Source organism: Pseudomonadota bacterium, assembly GCA_036339585.1.
GTDB lineage: Bacteria > Pseudomonadota > Alphaproteobacteria > UBA8366 > UBA8366 > UBA8366.
This window is the reverse complement of record JAYZAS010000025.1, coordinates 13,231-30,973: the sequence shown is the minus strand read 5'-3', so window position 1 is coordinate 30,973 and position 17,743 is coordinate 13,231. Positions and strand designations below refer to the sequence as shown.

Annotated in this window: 15 protein-coding genes; 11 read left to right on the top strand and 4 right to left on the bottom strand. The window is 45.1% G+C overall.

The features are described 5' to 3' along the window. Positions 1–40 precede the first annotated feature (40 nt). The 4 genes from serS to VX941_13040 are packed head-to-tail and all read left to right on the top strand — an operon-like array spanning position 41 to position 3,731. A complete protein-coding gene (gene serS, locus VX941_13055) occupies positions 41–1,312 on the top strand; it encodes a serine--tRNA ligase (GenBank protein ID MEE2934335.1) in 1,272 nt (423 codons plus the stop codon). 3 nt (positions 1,313–1,315) lie between these two features. Next, entirely contained in the window at positions 1,316–2,107 is a 792-nt protein-coding gene (surE, locus tag VX941_13050) for a 5'/3'-nucleotidase SurE (protein ID MEE2934334.1), read from the top strand. A 19-nt stretch (positions 2,108–2,126) separates the two neighbouring features. After that, complete coding sequence (locus tag VX941_13045) at positions 2,127–2,789, top strand: protein-L-isoaspartate(D-aspartate) O-methyltransferase (protein MEE2934333.1); 663 nt, start codon at positions 2,127–2,129, stop codon at positions 2,787–2,789. A gap of 21 nt (positions 2,790–2,810) precedes the next feature. Next, positions 2,811–3,731 (top strand): M23 family metallopeptidase, encoded by a 921-nt coding sequence (locus VX941_13040; GenBank protein MEE2934332.1) that lies wholly within the window; start codon positions 2,811–2,813, stop codon positions 3,729–3,731. Here the strand turns inward: VX941_13040 and VX941_13035 are convergent. Next, the gene (locus VX941_13035; protein ID MEE2934331.1) at positions 3,728–4,597 is read right to left on the bottom strand and encodes an ATP-binding protein; all 870 of its coding nucleotides are present in this window, start codon (positions 4,595–4,597) and stop codon (positions 3,728–3,730) included. The genes VX941_13040 and VX941_13035 overlap by 4 nt on opposite strands. A gap of 209 nt (positions 4,598–4,806) precedes the next feature. On the opposite strand from VX941_13035, the gene yajC reads away from it, so the two are divergent. From yajC to VX941_13015, 4 genes are all read left to right on the top strand, one after another. Then, positions 4,807–5,148, top strand: a complete 342-nt coding sequence (yajC, locus tag VX941_13030) for a preprotein translocase subunit YajC (protein MEE2934330.1) — start codon at positions 4,807–4,809, stop codon at positions 5,146–5,148. A gap of 75 nt (positions 5,149–5,223) precedes the next feature. Continuing rightward, positions 5,224–6,735: a protein translocase subunit SecD gene (secD, locus tag VX941_13025; GenBank protein ID MEE2934329.1), complete on the top strand. Its 1,512-nt coding sequence runs from the start codon at positions 5,224–5,226 to the stop codon at positions 6,733–6,735. Between the two features lie 13 nt (positions 6,736–6,748). Next, positions 6,749–7,684 carry a protein translocase subunit SecF gene (secF, locus tag VX941_13020; GenBank protein MEE2934328.1) on the top strand — a complete coding sequence of 312 codons (936 nt, stop codon included), beginning with the start codon at positions 6,749–6,751 and terminating at the stop codon, positions 7,682–7,684. Positions 7,685–7,695: 11 nt separating this feature from the next. Continuing rightward, on the top strand, positions 7,696–8,070 hold the full coding sequence (locus tag VX941_13015; protein ID MEE2934327.1) for an Mth938-like domain-containing protein: 375 nt from the start codon (positions 7,696–7,698) through the stop codon (positions 8,068–8,070). Here VX941_13015 and VX941_13010 read toward each other — a convergent pair. Beyond that, positions 8,067–9,422 (bottom strand): MmgE/PrpD family protein, encoded by a 1,356-nt coding sequence (locus tag VX941_13010; GenBank protein MEE2934326.1) that lies wholly within the window; start codon positions 9,420–9,422, stop codon positions 8,067–8,069. The two genes, VX941_13015 and VX941_13010, sit on opposite strands and share 4 nt — an antisense overlap. 168 nt (positions 9,423–9,590) lie before the next feature. On the opposite strand from VX941_13010, the gene VX941_13005 reads away from it, so the two are divergent. Next, the gene (locus VX941_13005) at positions 9,591–10,439 is read left to right on the top strand and encodes a squalene/phytoene synthase family protein (GenBank protein MEE2934325.1); all 849 of its coding nucleotides are present in this window, start codon (positions 9,591–9,593) and stop codon (positions 10,437–10,439) included. Positions 10,440–10,459: 20 nt separating this feature from the next. On the opposite strand, the gene trmFO is transcribed toward VX941_13005, so the two are convergent. Further along, complete coding sequence (trmFO, locus tag VX941_13000; protein ID MEE2934324.1) at positions 10,460–11,800, bottom strand: methylenetetrahydrofolate--tRNA-(uracil(54)-C(5))-methyltransferase (FADH(2)-oxidizing) TrmFO; 1,341 nt, start codon at positions 11,798–11,800, stop codon at positions 10,460–10,462. A gap of 122 nt (positions 11,801–11,922) precedes the next feature. Continuing rightward, positions 11,923–14,781 carry an excinuclease ABC subunit UvrA gene (gene uvrA / locus VX941_12995; protein MEE2934323.1) on the bottom strand — a complete coding sequence of 953 codons (2,859 nt, stop codon included), beginning with the start codon at positions 14,779–14,781 and terminating at the stop codon, positions 11,923–11,925. Positions 14,782–14,978: 197 nt separating this feature from the next. Here uvrA and ssb point away from each other — a divergent pair, with 197 nt between their 5' ends. Together ssb and VX941_12985 are read left to right on the top strand one after the other, a co-directional pair. Beyond that, positions 14,979–15,437, top strand: a complete 459-nt coding sequence (gene ssb / locus VX941_12990; GenBank protein MEE2934322.1) for a single-stranded DNA-binding protein — start codon at positions 14,979–14,981, stop codon at positions 15,435–15,437. Between the two features lie 560 nt (positions 15,438–15,997). Further along, entirely contained in the window at positions 15,998–17,737 is a 1,740-nt protein-coding gene (locus VX941_12985) for a sedoheptulose 7-phosphate cyclase (protein ID MEE2934321.1), read from the top strand. The last annotated feature ends 6 nt before the right edge of the window (positions 17,738–17,743 follow it).

The following is a 17,743-nucleotide window of genomic DNA, read 5'->3' as shown; positions in this document are numbered from 1 at the left end:
GTAATATTTAGCAACTGCCTAATGGGACATTTCAAATACCATGCATGATATTCGTTATATTCGTGAAAAGCCCGACGAATTTGATTCGCTTTTGAGACGCCGTGGATTTGTGCCCCCAGTAGATCACATTATAGCGCTCGATCAAAAACGGCGTTCAGCTCAGACCGAAATGCAAAACCTTCAACAATCACGGAATGACATTTCAAAGAAAATCGGAGAAATGAAAAAGGCAGGGGAGGATGCTTGCAAATTAATGGAGGAGGTATCCAAGCTTAAAGAGAAACTGATTGAGGCCGAAAAAATAGAAAAAGATATTGATGCTGAATTGAACGCAATATTGGAAGTTATACCAAACCTGCCTGACCCGAGCATACCAGACGGTCAAGATGAGACTGCTAATCGGCTTGAGCGTGAGGTTGGCAAGAAGCCTATGATTGAGTTTCCTAAAGAGCATTTTGATCTGGGAGAGTCACTAGGATTAATGGATTTTGAGACTGCAGCGCAAATGGCTGGATCAAGATTTGTAATATTAAAAGGTATGTTGGCCAAACTCGATCGCGCACTCGGTAATTTTATGCTTGACCTGCACTGTGCTGAGTTTGGCTACATAGAATCTGTGCCGCCCGTTCTTGTGCGTGAGCAAGCCCTTTTTGGGACAGGGCAATTGCCAAAATTTTCAGATGACCTTTATAAAACAGATGGTGATCATTGGCTAATCCCGACCGCTGAAGTTCCACTTACAAATTTTGTTGCGGGGAAAGTTCTGAATGCTAGTGATCTGCCATTACGTCTAACCGCTTGGACGCCTTGTTTCCGGTCGGAAGCTGGTGCAGCAGGAAAAGATACTCGTGGAATGTTACGTCAGCATCAGTTCAATAAAGTTGAATTAGTGAGTGTCGTCCATCCTGAAGACTCAAAAATGGAATTAGAACGAATGACGTCATGTGCCGAGGAGGTCCTGAAGCGTTTGGGACTTACTTATCGAGTGATCACGCTATGTACTGGAGATATTGGCTTTTCAGCTTCTAAAACCTACGATCTCGAGGTATGGCTGCCCGGGCAGAATAGTTTTCGAGAGGTGTCAAGTTGTTCATCTTGCCAATGTTTTCAAGCTCGGCGGCTCAATGCACGCTTTAAATCACCGGGTCAGAAAGGAACCAGCTTTGTGCACACCCTGAACGGTTCCGGTTTGGCAGTAGGCCGGACCCTTATAGCTATTCTTGAGAATTATCAAAATCCCGATGGGTCAATCACTATTCCGAGTGCTTTGCAGCCATACCTAAATGGCATTACGAAAATTGAAAAGGGCTAGTTTGTGTCAGCCACGCCAATTGATCCAATAGGGAAGCGTATATTGCTTGTTAATGATGATGGGATCAATGCCCCAGGTTTGCGGATTTTAGAAAAAATTGCGCGTGAAATGTCCAACGACATCTGGATATTTGCTCCGGAAACAGAGAAAAGTGGGTCCAGTCATTCATTAACGCTTAACGCGACCATTCGTATTGAGAGAGTCTCAAAAAGAAAGTATTCGGTTGTGGGAACTCCAACCGATTGCGTGTTAATGGCGATCAATACCATCATGAAAGACAGTCCGCCTGATTTAGTATTATCCGGTATCAATCAAGGTTTAAATATCGCTGATGATATTAGTTATTCGGGGACTGTTGCTGCTGCCATGGAGGGTGCGATGCTTGGGATACCCTCTATCTCATTAAGTCAACAGTCAGAAAATGGTGGAAAGACGAATTGGTCTATTGCCAAACGGTTTGCTCCAGATATCATTACTCGGTTACTATCGCTGAAATGGCGAAGGGATGTTTTTATGAATATAAACTTCCCCGTTCAAAATGGTGAAAAAGTTTCTGAGGTTATTGCAGTCCGTCAGGGGCAGCGCAGTAAGTCGTACCAGATAATTGAGGTTACGGACCCTCGTAAAAATAATTTGTACATGATCGGAAATCCCCATCCGGGACAATCTGTGGGACATGGTGATACAGATAATAAAGCAGTCGAGCGAGGCGCTATTTCTGTAACTCCATTACATGCAAACCAAACGCATGCAGGGACACTTCGTGAACTAAAGACTTTATTTAATAAAGATTGATGTTAGCAGGAGAAGAAAAATTTCTGAGGCTCTCGCATCGCAAAAAATTCGGTTAGTCATATCACTTCGTCAGGCCGGCGTAACAGATTCAAAGATAATCTCTGCCTTTGAGCGCGTACCACGCGATTTTTTTGTGCCTCCTACTTTTCGAGATAGGTCCTACGATGAAACGGCGCTGCCAATAGGCATGGGGCAAACCATTAGCGATCCAAATGTCGTTGCACGGATGATAAGTGCGCTTGGCATCGGAAAACGGTTGAAGGTGTTGGAGATAGGTACTGGCTCAGGGTATCAGACGGCAATTCTTTCGCATCTTTATCGTAGAGTCTATTCGATCGAGAGACATGCTACTTTGCTCGCCGATGCTGAGGCGAGGCTTGAAGTTATCAAATGCTTTAATGTCACTGCACAGTTGGGCGACGGCCAAAAAGGTTGGCCCGTGCAGTCACCGTTTGACCGTATTATCGTCGCTGCATCAACCGAGAATATACCCGATATTCTTTTGGGCCAATTGGCGGAAGATGGTGTTATGGTAACACCCATTGGGCCAGAACACGGTGTTCAAAAGGTAATGCGCATTGCAAAAAATCGAGATGGGGTTGATGCTCAGGGTCTTTTTGATGTCAGGTTTCTACCCTTAATTGGTGGAATGCCAAAAACAGATGGGATAACCAGTAGGTGACCCTATTATTTTGAGGAAATGATGAGACGGAAAACTGTCCGTTTTATGATGCTGGCAAAGTTGCTTGGACTGTTGGCTGGCTGTAGCTCTCTTAGCGATAGCAGGGGGAATTTTGTCAGGTACGTGGAAACGCCTAATGAACGATCCATCCATGTTGTTCGGCGAGGCGATACTGTTTACCGGATATCAAAAAAATACGGCATTCCAATACGAAATTTTATCAAAGATAATCAGCTTTCACCTCCATATCGTCTACGGATTGGCGATCAACTACTTATCACAAGGTTCCTTGGTCCCGCGAGTCACACTGTGCGAAAGGGGGATACACTGTATTCTATTTCTCGCCAGACTAAGGTTTCAGTTAGTTCACTGGCGCGACTTAATAACATTAACGCACCCTATCGAATTCGTGTAGGGCAGAAATTGAGATTGCCAAAAAATCGACAAGTCGCTTCGTACCAATATCGTAAAACGAAAGGGCCACCGGGAAAGGACAAGACGAGTAGGTCAAAAAAAGTGCCCGAGTTAAAGGCACCACCGCGCACCTCATCTCGTTTTCTTTGGCCTGTGCGCGGCAAAGTTATTTCCAGATTTGGGAAAAAGAAGGGAGGTTTGTACAATGATGGACTAAACATCGCAGCGGCTGCAGGCTCGCCAGTGAGAGCAGCAGAAAACGGGGTTGTTGCTTACGGTGGCAGCGAATTGGCAGGTTTTGGTAACCTGATTCTGATTAAGCATTCTGGAGGATATGTGACAGCTTACGCACATAATTCTGTGCTTTTGGTTAAACGAGGCCAAAAAGTGCGGCGAGGTCAAATTATCGCAAAAGTTGGGAGTACGGGAGCAGTTGCGCGCCCACAACTACATTTTGAAATTCGAAAGGGCAGACGCTCGGTTAATCCGTTGAGGCACTTGGTCCGAAGAACAGCTGCCCGTTATTAATCTAATGATTTCCCTAATCGTCCTGCAAGGTCTTGGATGTACTGCCAAGCGACACGTCCGGACCTCGCACCCCGGGTGACCGCCCATTCATTTGCTTCCTTTGTCCAGTCTATATTTTTTATTTCTAATTCATAATGTTCTATGTAGTGTTTTACCATAATAAGATAGGTTTCTTGGGAACAATTATGAAACCCTAGCCAAAGACCAAAACGATCGGAGAGTGACACCTTCTCCTCAACTGCCTCGGAAGGGTTAATAGAGGTAGATTGTTCATTCTCCATCATGTCCCGTGGTAGTAGATGACGCCGGTTGGAGGTGGCGTAAAAAATCACATTTTTGGGACGGCCTTCAATTCCTCCTTCTAGAAGGGCTTTCAGTGATTTGTAACTAGCATCCTCTCCGTCAAATGAAAGATCATCACAAAAGACAAGGCAAGGTCGCGGAGTTTCTCGCAATATAGAGAGTAAATTTGGCAGTGTAGGGATATCTTCTCGGTGTATCTCGATTAGCGCAATTCGAGACGACGGATCCTTTATATTACGATTAACTTCGGCGTGTGCTGCCTTTACGAGAGAACTTTTTCCAGAACCGCGTGCGCCCCAAAGTAATGCATTATTCGCAGGTAATCGCTTTGAAAACCGTTCAGTGTTTTCAAGCAACAACGCGATTTGTCTGTCTATGCCCTGCAGCAAGGTTATGTCCAGTCGATTGATTTGGTGAACCGGTTCGAGCCAGCATTGGTCTGCTTGCCAAACATAGCCATCGGCAAGATGGATCTCATTTTTTAGCTCGTCTTTTGGTGCAATTTTTTCAAGTGCTATTGCAATTCTTTCGAGAAATTGATTTGCCAAACTGTCAATTTTCATATCTTAACACTCGTTTGTAATATAGCTATTCTTAGGAGGTATCATGAATGATTTAGAAGAAGTACTCTTTTAAAACATTTATGTTGAAAAATTTGATAGGTCAGCGATGTTGTTCAGAATTGAAATTGCTGCGGTTCTGAGTATAGTCGCGTCTCATCCAACTAAATGGCCTTTGATTTTGCCAACATCAGTACGGTAAGGAGAGTTCAATGTTGATTTCAACTGCATGGGCACAAAGCGGTGGAGCTGCTGGTGGTGGTGGGTTAATGCAGACCATTATCATGATGGTGCTTATCTTCGGTGTTTTTTATTTTCTAATGATCCGGCCACAGCAAAAGAAAGTGAAAGCGCATCGCGAGATGATTAGTGCGCTACGCCGTGGAGATAAGGTTGTTACCGCAGGGGGTATCTACGGCACCGTTGCAAAAGTCACGAATGAGGCAGAAGTTGCACTTGAAATAGCTGACGGAGTTCGTGTTCGAGTAGCCCGCGGCACGATTTCGGAGGTTATATCCAAAACAGAGCCGGCTAATGACACGGCCAAGAAATAGCTATTTAAAAAATCGGGCTGTGTAATGCTTAATTTTCCGACATGGAAAAAAATACTCATCTTGGTTATTTGTGGGATGGGTTTTTTGTACGCACTTCCTAACTTTTTTAAGGAAGGAACATTCGATCTCGGCAGCGAATGGTTGCCTGGTAAGCGAATGAATTTAGGGCTCGACTTGCAAGGCGGGCTCCATCTCTTGATGGATGTTGATGTGGAATCCGTCTTTAAGCAGCAATTAGAAAATCTAAAGTCATCAGTACGTATAACGCTTCGCCAAGCTAAGGCACGCAGTTCTGGTATATCTATCTCAGGTGACAGCGTTCGATTTAAACTGCTTGATCCTAGTAAGACAGAGACCGTGCGCAAAAAGTTACGCGATCGAATTGGTAATCTTGAATATGATGTTGATGAAAAAGGATCCTTCGCCATTGCGTATTCGTCAAAGTTTTTAGCTGAACAAAAAGACGATATCCTTAGTCGCACTGTAGAGGTGATACGCCGTCGTATTGATGCAACTGGGACATTGGAAGCATCAATACAACGTCAGGGAGAGAAACGCATTTTGGTCCAAGTCCCGGGCGGTGATGCTTCACTGAAAGATAAATTCAAACCCGCCAAGCTTACTATCCAGAAGGTGAAAAAAATGCACCTCTGCACTAATTCTCCAAAGAGAATGCGAGGTGGGACAGAGCTCATGCGTTCAGATGATACAGACGCTAGCGGACAACCAATCTGTTATACCGTTGAAAAACGGGTGAGAGTTGGCGGAGAAAACATTGTTGACGCGGCCGGCACGTACCATGAAAATCGTCCGGCAGTCACTTTCCGTTTCGATACCATAGGAGCCCGTAAATTCTGCAAAGCAAGTCGGGAAAATGTTAATCGACAACTAGCAATTATCCTCGACAAAAAAGTCATTAGCGCCCCGGTTATCAATGAACCAATTTGTCAAGGTAACGGCGTGATAACCGGACGTTTTTCAATTAAGGAAGCCCAAGAAACAGCTCTGCTTATTCGTGTTGGCGCTTTGCCCGCAGGCGTCACGTTTCTTGAGGAGCGCAGCGTCGGGCCGGGTCTTGGTAGAGATTCAATAGAGGCTGGAAAAGCTGCGAGTATAATTGGTTTTGTAGCAGTACTTGTTTTTATGGTGGTGGTTTACGGGCGTTTTGGCATCATGGCTGACATTGCTCTTTTCATCAACGTAGCCCTGTTAGCGGCCCTGCTTTCTGCTCTTCAGGCTACCTTAACCTTACCGGGTATAGCTGGGATTGTTTTGACTGTAGGGATGGCAGTTGATGCAAATGTTCTTATTTTTGAGCGAATAAGGGAAGAATTACGTTCCGGAAGGACGCCAATAAACGCCGTAGAAGCGGGGTATAGTCGGGCGTTGGTCACTATTGTTGACTCTAATCTTACAACACTCATTGCGGCAATCTTACTGTATGCATTTGGATCAGGGCCTATTCAAGGGTTTGCTGTGACGCTTACTTTTGGGCTTATCACTTCCATGTTTACGGCCATAATGGTTACCCGATTAATGGTGGTTAGCTGGCTAAGGTCAGCCCGCCCAACAGAGATGATGATTTAAGGCATTTACAAAAATGATTAAGCTCCGCCTTGTTCCGGACAACACAAGTATTGCTTTTATAGAAAAGCGTTTTGTTGCACTAATTTTTTCAGCGGTTCTTATTGTCGGGTCGCTAAGTTTGCTTGGGATTAAGGGGCTTAATCTTGGGATAGATTTTTTAGGTGGCATTCTGGTTGAAGTAAAAACTGACGGCCCTGCAGATGTGGCTAGTCTGAGAAATAAGATCAGCAATCTAGGACTTGGCGAAGTTTCTATTCAGGAATTTGGTGCTCCTGACGACGTGTTAATTCGTGTTCAACGCCAAAAAGGTGGCGATGCGCAACAACAGGAGGCAGTTGCTATAATTTCTGAGGCAATTAAGGCAGAGGTAATAGAATTCCGTCGAACTGAGACAGTTGGTCCTACAGTTGGTGCCGAGCTTAAAGAAGCGGCTATTTTAGCTGTGCTAATGGCGATTGGCGCCATTCTACTATACGTTTGGTTTCGTTTTGAGTGGCAGTTTGGTTTGGGGGCGGTCATAGCCCTTAGTCACGATGTGTTAGCGACGATTGGTTTGTTCTCACTATTAGGACTAGAATTTAATCTGGCTTCTGTAGCGGCATTACTTACAATAGCCGGTTACTCTATAAATGACACTGTTGTCATATATGATCGGGTCCGCGAAAATATGCGTCGATACAAAAGCATGCCACTTACTAATTTATTCAATAAGTCTATAAATGAGACACTTGCGCGAACGGTCATGACCAGCGTGACAACGCTGCTAGCCCTTCTGGCGCTAGTTTTGCTAGGAGGCGAGGTAATTCGTGGGTTCTCGATTGCTCTGATATTTGGCGTGCTGATCGGGACATACTCATCTGTGGCCCTTGCAGTCCCAACTTTACTGTATCTCAGGATAGACCGAAATAGTGACGGTGAAGGCAAGTATTCATCGCAATCAGAAGAATAAGGGTTGGTTAGATGGACGTGAGTACCAACGTCCTGGAGGGCCTCCAAGTTGTTGATAGCTACGGGCCCGGGCGATTCAGAATAGCATCGGTGGTTTGGAACAGTTGTGTCATTGTGACGCCGGAGCAGACTGTGGAGTGGCCAATTTCGCGTATCTCAGATGTTGACTCAAGTAGTCTAAGACCGGTTTTAAATGCTGACCCTGGTATAGAAGTTCTACTGATCGGAACTGGAAAAAAAATGGAACGTATCCCAAATGATCTTAGGGAATGCATTCGGGCGCAGGGGGTTGGTGTAGACAGCATGGACACTGGCGCTGCATGTCGCACCTATAATGTTTTATTAGCCGAGGGTCGCCGGGTCGCAGCTGCATTAATGTTGGTTTAGTTGCGTTTCTCCAAAGCTAAAATTAAAGCAGACATATCCTCCAAATGATCGGTTATCCTTACCAGATTTATTACTTTTTCTGCCTGGTTCATATTACCAAATTTTGAAAACAGGTTTTTGAATTTAGACTCCAATTCTTCCTCACTCATAGGGTTGTCCGGGTGCCCCTTTTGGTATTGCAGTGTATGACTAAATTGGGAGCCATTTTTAAGGTCTACGGTTATCCGGCAAGGCATACTTTCTGGATGCAAGGCAGACATTTCGGGATTAGAGCTGGCAGTTACTTTTTTGATTAAGTCTGCAAGCTGCTTGTTTTTTAGCATTTCGTCGGTGAAGGAATCATCATTGACAGATCCATTTAAGAGCGCAACAGCCACCACAAAGGGTAGGCTGTGGTCTGCTGTCTCCCTGGTCGATGGCAACCATCTAGATTGATCGCTACACATCATTTCATAACCACGATGATACGTATCTATGTGGATATGTTCTATCGCTTCTAATGATATTTGTTTTCGTATTTCAAGCGCAACCCAGACGGCAGTTTGCCCGTGCACGCAAATTGGAAAGGCCTTAATGTCAGAACTCAGAATACGCTCCGGGGACAGTCCTTTTTCAATTTTCCAATCGAATTTCCCAACAATATCCCATAACCCGTGTCTGCCCTCTATTGGCATGCTGGGGCCCGTGAAACCCTCTTTGGCTAAGAGAGCTGCAAATACCCCATTGCGAGCAGCATTTGCAGCCGCACATCCCTTCCAGGCACTAAGTTGGCCTTGACGTGTTTGGATCATTGCCATGTTGGGAACGATCGCCATAGAAAGGCTATGGAGAAGCTCTTTGCGGTCGAGCCCAATTAACTTTCCTACGGTTAAAGCCGAGGCGCACACTCCACAAACAGGCTGATCCCAGCCCTGACCATTTATATCGACGGCATCACAAAGGCGACAATATATTTCATAGCCAATTGCCATAGCTGTGAGAAAAGAAGCGCCACTTTTTTCCCCTATCTCGGACCCAGCGAAAAGGGCGCCTATAACATCACTTGGATGGCCACCGCTCTTCACGCGATAGTTATCATTCATGTCAAGAACACGTATTCCAACGCTGTTTGCAAACGCAGCCATGTCTGGTGAAGCGGAAATACCTGTGCCCAAAATAGTTGCAGGTTTTTCCATCATGAACCGTTCACCAAAATTTCTGGCAGCTATGAAAACAGGATGATCAAACCCACCAGCAAGACATCCAATTGTATCTAGCAGTCTATTTTTACAAGCTTCAATAGTTGCTTCTGACAACGTGTCGAACTTTGTCTCAAGAGTAAAATCCACTAGATCTTCGGCAGTCTTATCCATAGAAAAAGTCCCAGAATATAGTTATGAGTTGTTCACCGGCCCAGTTTTTGGCGTTCTAATATATGCCTGCGTGGAGACCAAGGTAAAAACTTTGTAAGGCTATTACATATTTAAAGGATACGCTAACTTATATGATTATGGTTTATCTATGTTTAACTGAGTATGTTAATGGATTGGAATGACAACGATGTCTATTGTCGTGACCTTGTCCGGCGTGTGGCACATGACGCGTACGTTGTGAGTCTTTTTGCGCCGGTTGAGAGACGTTCTGCACTTTGGGCGATTCACGCTTTTAATCACGAAATTGCTAAAATCCGAGAAACTGTATCTGAACCAATGCTGGGCGAGATCAGATTGCAATGGTGGTCAGATGCCATTGAGGAAATTTTCACAGGAACGCCAAGACAGCATCAGGTTCTTCAAGCGCTGGCAAACGCCAAGGAGACTTGGGGTTTAGAAAGAAAGGAATTACAGACCCTGATTATGGGTAGGATGAATGACCTTAAAAATGAGCCTTTTGCAAACGTGGAAGAGTTATGTGGTTATATCGATAAGACCGTTACGCCTTTAAACCGTTTGGCATTGAAGGTCCTTGAGGTGCCAGAAGATGAAAAAAATGCGCTCGCGGTCAGTGCGGCATCTGTTAGTTATGGTATGGCAGGTTTGTTGAGAGCAGCACCATACTTTTTTAAACAGAACAGAAATTTTTTGCCCGTAGATTTGATGAATGAGGCGGGCCTGAGTGAACGCGCCTTGCTCTCACTCAGGCCATCTTCGGAATTATCAAAGATCATCGCCAGGCTCGGAGAAATGGCGTTCCTACGCTTGGATGAGGTGGCTGGGATTAAGTTATCACGTTCGGCATATCCTGCGGTGTTGTCGGCTGCGCAGGCACGCTGGTATCTGATGCGTCTCAAGCGGGTCAATTACGATCCATATGTTTATGCTGTTACGTTACCCATTCCGTTTCACGAGGCGCGCCTTGCACTCAAGGTATGGAGCAGGAAATGGCAGTAGGACATGCCATTCTGGCTACTTTAGGAAAGCCAGGCCTTGAGGGCATTATTTGCTCGTGTAGTATATGCTAGTTTGCGTTCCCGACCTCGGAGTTTGCGTTTTCCCTCTGGAGTCACGGGTGGAGGAAACAAGCCAAAATTAATATTCATAGGCTGAAAAGTAGAACTCTCAGCCCCTTGAGTAATATGATTGATCAGTGCGCCAAGGGCAGTCGTCAGCGGCGGTGCTGTTACTGTAATTGCTAATTTATCAGCCGCTGCAAAACGGCCTGCTAATAGCCCTATAGCAGCAGATTCAACGTACCCCTCTACACCAGTAATTTGTCCTGCAAACCGAAGGCGAGGGTCCTGCTTCAAGCGTAACTGGCTATCAAGTAAACGCGGGCTATTCAAAAATGTATTCCGATGAAGGCCGCCGAGCCTTGCGAACCGTGCATTTTCAAGCCCTGGTATCATCTGAAAGATACGGGTCTGCTCTGCATACTTAAGTTTGGTTTGAAAACCCACCATATTGTACAAAGTGCCCAAGGCATTATCTTGTCGGAGCTGTACTATAGCGTAGGGTTTTTGGTCTGGGTTCCGCGGGTCAGTTAATCCTACCGGCTTTAACGGTCCGAAACGAAGTGTCTCTGGGCCTCGTTCTGCCATAACCTCGAGTGGAAGACAGCCCTCGAAATAGGGTGTTTCCTCCCAGGATTTAAACGCTGTTTTCCCACCCTGATTAACTTCTTCTAAAAATGTTAGGTATTGCTCTTCGGTCATCGGAAGATTGATATAATCTGCACCATCACCCTTATCATAGCGAGATTGGAACCATGCGATGTCGAAATTAATGCTGTCTCTGTAAACGATTGGCGCAATTGCATCAAAGAAAGCGAGAGTGTCTTCGCCCGTGGCATTTAGAATTGAGGCACTCAAATCCTCTGATGTAAGTGGACCGGTTGCGACTATGACATTGTCCCAATCTTCTGAGGGAATTTCTGTGATCTCAGCTCTTTCTATTTCAATTAGAGGTTCATCATTGATGGCATCGGTAATCATATTGCTAAAGCCGTCCCGATCTACCGCAAGGGCGCCTCCAGCTGGTACCTTGTTAGCATCTGCGGCCGACAGGATGATTGACCCGCAGCGCCGCATTTCCTCGTGCAATAGCCCTACAGCGTTGCTGAGTGCGTCATCTGAGCGAAATGAATTGGAACACACCAATTCAGCCAAACCATCTGTTTTATGGGCTTCTGTGCCACGGGTTGGTCGCATCTCATAGATGATTGTTGGAACGCCGGCTCGGGCAGCTTGCCAAGCAGCTTCAGATCCGGCCAAGCCGCCGCCAATTACGTGGATGGGTGATTTTCTCTCAGACATTATTGGTGCCGATTTAGCGATTATAGATTGTTCGGACGCTTTCATTTGAATAAATTAATAGGTTGAAAAAAATGTAGATTAAGGGCGGTTCAGAATTAAACCATGGAGCAAAACTGTTTGACTTAAATATTTTTCCTTTGTGGAATTTCCTTTTGTTTTCGTAAAATTGTTTTCAAATACATACCTGTATAGCTTTTTTTTACTTTAGCAATCTCTTCCGGTGTTCCGCTTGCAACTAATTTTCCACCATTGTCTCCACCCTCTGGTCCAAGGTCTATGATATGATCGGCTGTTTTGATTACATCGAGGTTATGTTCGATAACCACAACTGTGTTACCCGTGTCGACTATCGCGTGCAGTACCTCAAGTAACTTTCGGATATCCTCAAAATGAAGGCCAGTGGTAGGTTCATCTAGTACGTAGAGAGTACGGCCGGTGGCCCGTTTCGCGAGTTCTTTCGCAAGTTTCACTCGCTGCGCCTCACCACCGGAAAGTGTTGTTGCTTGCTGGCCGATTTGCACATAACCAAGCCCAACGCGGTTAAGGGTCGCCAATTTATCTCGTATTGAAGGAACAGCGCTGAAAAACTCTGCGCCTTCCTCTACCGTCATGGCGAGAACGTCAGCGACAGATTTATTCTTAAACTGCACCTCTAATGTCTCTCGATTGTAGCGTTTACCCTCACAAACATCGCACTCGACATATACATCTGGCAAAAAATGCATTTCAATTTTTATTACTCCATCACCCTGACAGGCTTCGCATCGACCGCCTTTAACGTTGAATGAGAAACGCCCTGGAGCATATCCTCTTGCTTTTGCCTCAGGTAAGTTTGCATACCATTCTCGTATTGGTGTGAATGCACCTGTATAGGTTGCTGGGTTAGAACGAGGCGTTCGTCCTATTGGTGACTGATCAATTTCTATAATCTTGTCCAAGTATTCCAAACCTTTGATACTCTCGTAGGTGCCTGGAATGACCCGAGAGTTATTTAAATGTCGTGCCAATGCTCGGTATAAAGTTTCAACTGTAAATGTCGACTTTCCACTTCCGGATACCCCAGTCACGCACGTCAAGGTTCCAAGAGGCACCTCCGCACACAAATTCCTTAGATTGTTTGCCGAGGCCCCATTTATTTGGAGTTTCGGTGTTGATCTGGTATTCCGTCGCTTTTGAGGTACGGCGATCTGACGTTCTCCACACAAATACTGACCTGTCACACTGTTTGAGCATGCCATCACCTCCTGAGGTGTTCCGGCGGAAACGAGGCTTCCACCGTGACGCCCGGCACCTGGACCAAGGTCGACTAACATGTCGGCAGCACACATAGCTTCTTCGTCATGCTCTACCACGATTACGGTATTCCCTAAGTCCCGAAGGCGCCGCAGGGTTTCAAGTAACCTCTGGTTATCACGTGGGTGAAGACCGATTGATGGCTCATCAAGAACATATAGTACACCGACTAGGCCGGATCCTATTTGAGATGCGAGGCGAATACGCTGACTCTCACCCCCAGAAAGCGTGCCGGAAGACCTTTCAAGTGAAAGATATTCAAGTCCGACATTAGCAAGGAAGCCGAGCCTCTCACGAATTTCTTTGAGAATACGCTCGGCGATTTTCCGTTGATTAGTGTTTAAAGAGTTTTCCAATACTTGAAACCACTCTACGGCTTGGCCAATCGACTTTGTACATACTTCACTGATATGGAGGCCGGCAATTTTTACTGCTAGAGCCTCAGGTTTGAGGCGTGCTCCCTTGCATGTCTCACAAGGGTTTTTAGTCTGGTAGCGTTCAAGCTCTTCCCTTATCCAATTCGAATCTGTTTCACGCCAACGACGGGCCATATTGGGGATAACGCCTTCAAAAGGTTTATTGGTCTTATAGTTTCGAAGGCCATCGTCATACTCCAGCGTAATCGAAACGTCGCCGGTACCGAAAAGAATAGCACTTCTTACTTCATCTGGCAGTTCCCCGAATGGTGTGCTCATTTGTACGCCAAAATGGCGCGCTAAACTTTTGAGGGTCTGTTGATAGTAGGGCGAAGAGGAATTTGACCACGGTGCGATCGCCCCGTCCCGAAGGCTCTTGGAGGTGTCAGGCACAGTAAGTTCTGGGTCGAAAGTCATTCTAGTTCCGAGCCCATCACAGGTGGGGCATGCGCCGAAGGGATTATTGAAGGAAAATAGTCGTGGTTCTATTTCATCTATTGTGAAACCAGAAACGGGGCATGCGAAACGCGCTGAAAATATACTGCGTTCACCACTGTCTGCATCTTCAGCAATAGCCAACCCATCCGACAGTTCCAGTGCTGTTTCGATTGAGTCAGCAAGACGCTCTTGAAGAGCATCACGCAAGACCACTCGATCAACAACCACCTCTATGTCATGCTTGCGCTTTTTATCAAGCGCCGGGGTATCATCGAGTTCATAGATTTCGCCGTCAATTTTGACCCTTTGAAAACCGCGTTTTTGTAAATCCTTTAATTCCCGACGGTATTCTCCCTTTCTTCCTCTTACGATAGGCGATAACAAATACAGCCGGCTGCCTTTTTTAAATGCTGAAATTTTGTCTACCATTTGGGTCACTGTTTGGCTCTCGATTGGCAGTCCTGTTTCAGGGGAAAAAGGTGTTCCTACTCTTGCAAATAGCAGGCGAAGATAATCATAAATTTCAGTCACCGTACCAACGGTAGAGCGAGGATTACGGCTGGTCGTTTTCTGCTCAATTGATATTGCGGGTGAAAGGCCTTCGATAGAGTCCACATCAGGTTTTTGCATCATTTCAAGAAATTGGCGAGCATAAGCAGATAGGCTCTCCACGTAGCGGCGCTGACCTTCCGCATAGATTGTATCAAAGGCTAAAGAGGACTTGCCGGATCCGGACAGGCCCGTGATGACGATCAGTCGATCACGTGGTAAATCTATGTCGAAATTCTTAAGGTTATGTTCGCGGGCGCCACGTATGCTAATCGAGTCGGCCATTTTAGGTTAATGTTCCACTTAATGTTGGTTGGCTGTTGAAAAAATTATTCACTGATAATATAGGTCCCACAATGGCTTGAGACGATAACTTTTAACGTAGATTTGTCTGGATAGGTAGCGCTGCAGTAACATTCTGGTAGAAATACCTGCGTTATGTTCAGTAAACTCTACTAGCGGTTTTAATACGGGAGAAATCGATGTCCGGAAGCGTCAACAAAGTAATACTGGTAGGAAATTTAGGTCGTGAACCGGAGGTCCGTACAATGCAGAACGGCGGAAAGGTTTGTAATTTGTCGATAGCTACTTCCGAGCGTTGGAAAGACCGTAATAGTGGTGAGCAGCAAGAACGGACAGAATGGCATAGAGTGGTCGTTTTTGATGATCGGCTGGTCGATGTTGCGGAACGGTATTTGCAGAAAGGGGCAAAGGTCTTTCTTGAAGGCGAGCTTCAGACCCGAAAATGGACAGACCAATCAGGCCAAGAAAAATATACAACCGAAGTAGTTCTTCGCAAATTTAGAGGACAGCTCACAATGCTAGACTCTCGCGCCGGAGGAAGTGCTGGTCAGGAAATTTCTCAGAATTACTCACCGCCGGAGGATTCTGGCCCCGCACCGGCCGGTAGCAGTGACCTAGATGATGAAATTCCGTTTTAAGTATATCTTTGGAGCAGGTAACTTTGTCCTAATTTTACAAATCTCTGGATTTCGGCGAGCAAGCTTTTAAAAACGTTAAAAGCTAATAACCTTTAGGTAATATCTCACTAAAAACTGCTGTTTGGCTATTACAGCTATCTTTGAAATGATAGCCAAGAGTTTTGTCCCCAAAAAACTATCCTTGGGGACAACATCGATAGTTTCTCCCGCGACAAAAGAGCGGAAAACCCTCTCTGAGCTTACTCTTTAGGGGTAAACTTTCTCTTTACAGGTAAAAAGGTAAAGATTAAAGAACAACACTTTCGCTATTGCGAGAGCTTCCCTGCAATCAGAAACCGGAAGCCGTAGCCCGGAAACTTGGTTGCGCCCGCGTTGTGGGTCGCGGAACATCGGAAACAAGTACATCACCAGAAAGGGCCGCCCCGCACGACGCGCTTCCTACAATTACATTGTTAGTAAACTGTTGGAGAATTACCCGCGCCGAATTGCCTCATGGAAATTTTAAGCAAAGGAGAGCAAATGATAGTTTTGACAACAACATTTTTATGAGATGCAAGTTTATGACTGTACAATTAGATGTCTTACCCAAGCTTATTGAACTTGAACAAATCGTCTTAGATGGAGTGTCAACTGCTGACACCGTGAGTAAATTAGGGTCATCAGACGTATTTAAAGAGTTAGTGGTATGGTTCACCAACACTGTGATTGACTCACCGGATTTAATGAATGAACTTGCTTCTTCAGATGATATCAAGGCTATACCTATCATTCGTCGCCTTAGGGCATGTTATTCCCAGCCTCTGAAATTTGTGTTTTCTGATTTGGCGGAACTCAGCAAGATTATTGCGCCTAATGCTTCAGAGGGCATAACGGGTTTCAGAGATGAACTTTTAGATAATTGTGCAGGTAAAATTCGTTTATCAAAGGTCTTATCGGAAGGACCTTTTAATGCCTATTTTAAAAATTACGAACAAGAACTTGTAAATAACAATCCGCACGCCTTATATCCGACATCACCGTATCGAGAAAGCCGTGGCTCAGTAACAACTGGCTCTGATGATTATGCATTTGAGGCAGTTATGTCATGCCATACCTACACCTCTATACGTATCGAAGAAAATATACTGGATTTGTATAATACCACCTTAAGCGATATCTACCGACCGCTTGAACGTTGTATTTGTCTTGTAGACGAAAATGTAGACAAGCATTTTGGAAAAGACATTGAGAACTACTTTAAACATTATTCAACGGATCTAGAAAAATTAGTCTACCGAGCGATGGAGATTGATAAAGCGCTTAACACTGTTGAAAAAATCTTAGGTGATTTTAAGTTGCTGGGCGTTTCAAGGAATGAGCCCATACTCATCATTGGAGGTGGCGTTTTAGCGGATATAGGTGGTCTGGCGTGCGCTCTTTATCATCGCAACACACCCTATATCATGGTTGGATCGTCAATCGTCTCTGCTATAGACGCTGGACCGTCACCTCGGACTTGCTGTGATGGATATGGATACAAAAATCTACTTGGCTCCTATCATACACCAATCCTAACGATAACAGATCGTTCGTTTTTTAAGACTCTTAAAATTGGTTGGCTTAGACACGGCGTGGCTGAAATGATTAAAATGGGTGTTGTAAAAGATGCCGAACTGTTTTGTGATCTCGAAGAGGTTGGTGCAGATTTGTTCAAGTCAAGATTTGGTATTGAACAGGACAATATTAAAACAAAAGATATAGTAGCAAAGTCGAACAAAATTTTGGCCGGTGCTATGCGGAGCTATGTTTCTGCAGAATACGAGAATTTATATGAAACACATCAATGCCGCCCTCATGCGTATGGCCATACTTGGTCGCCCGGTTTTGAAATAAAAGCCGGCTTACTGCATGGGCACGCAGTCTCAATAGGAATGGGATTTGGTGCTTTCTTGAGTAGAAAAAAGGATTGGATAGATGACGAAACTTTCCTTCGAATTATTAAATTGATAGAAAATTTTGAGTTGAGTCTTTGGCACGACATTTTATTAGAAGAATCATTAATTTGGGAATCTCAGGAACGTATTATAGAAAAACGCGGAGGTAATCTCGCCGCGCCTGTTCCCAAGCACCGAATTGGTAATTGTGGATACATCAATGATCTTGGGCGTGAAGAACTGAAAAGTTCTATTTCCGACTATCATTCTTTTTGCCAAAGCCTTGAACGTAAAGGTATTGGCGTTGAACCGCTTTGCAGTGATGTTGGTTTGGAAGACCCCTCTACTGTGCATGTTCCTCTACGATCTGCTTTTGCTGCTGAATAAATGATA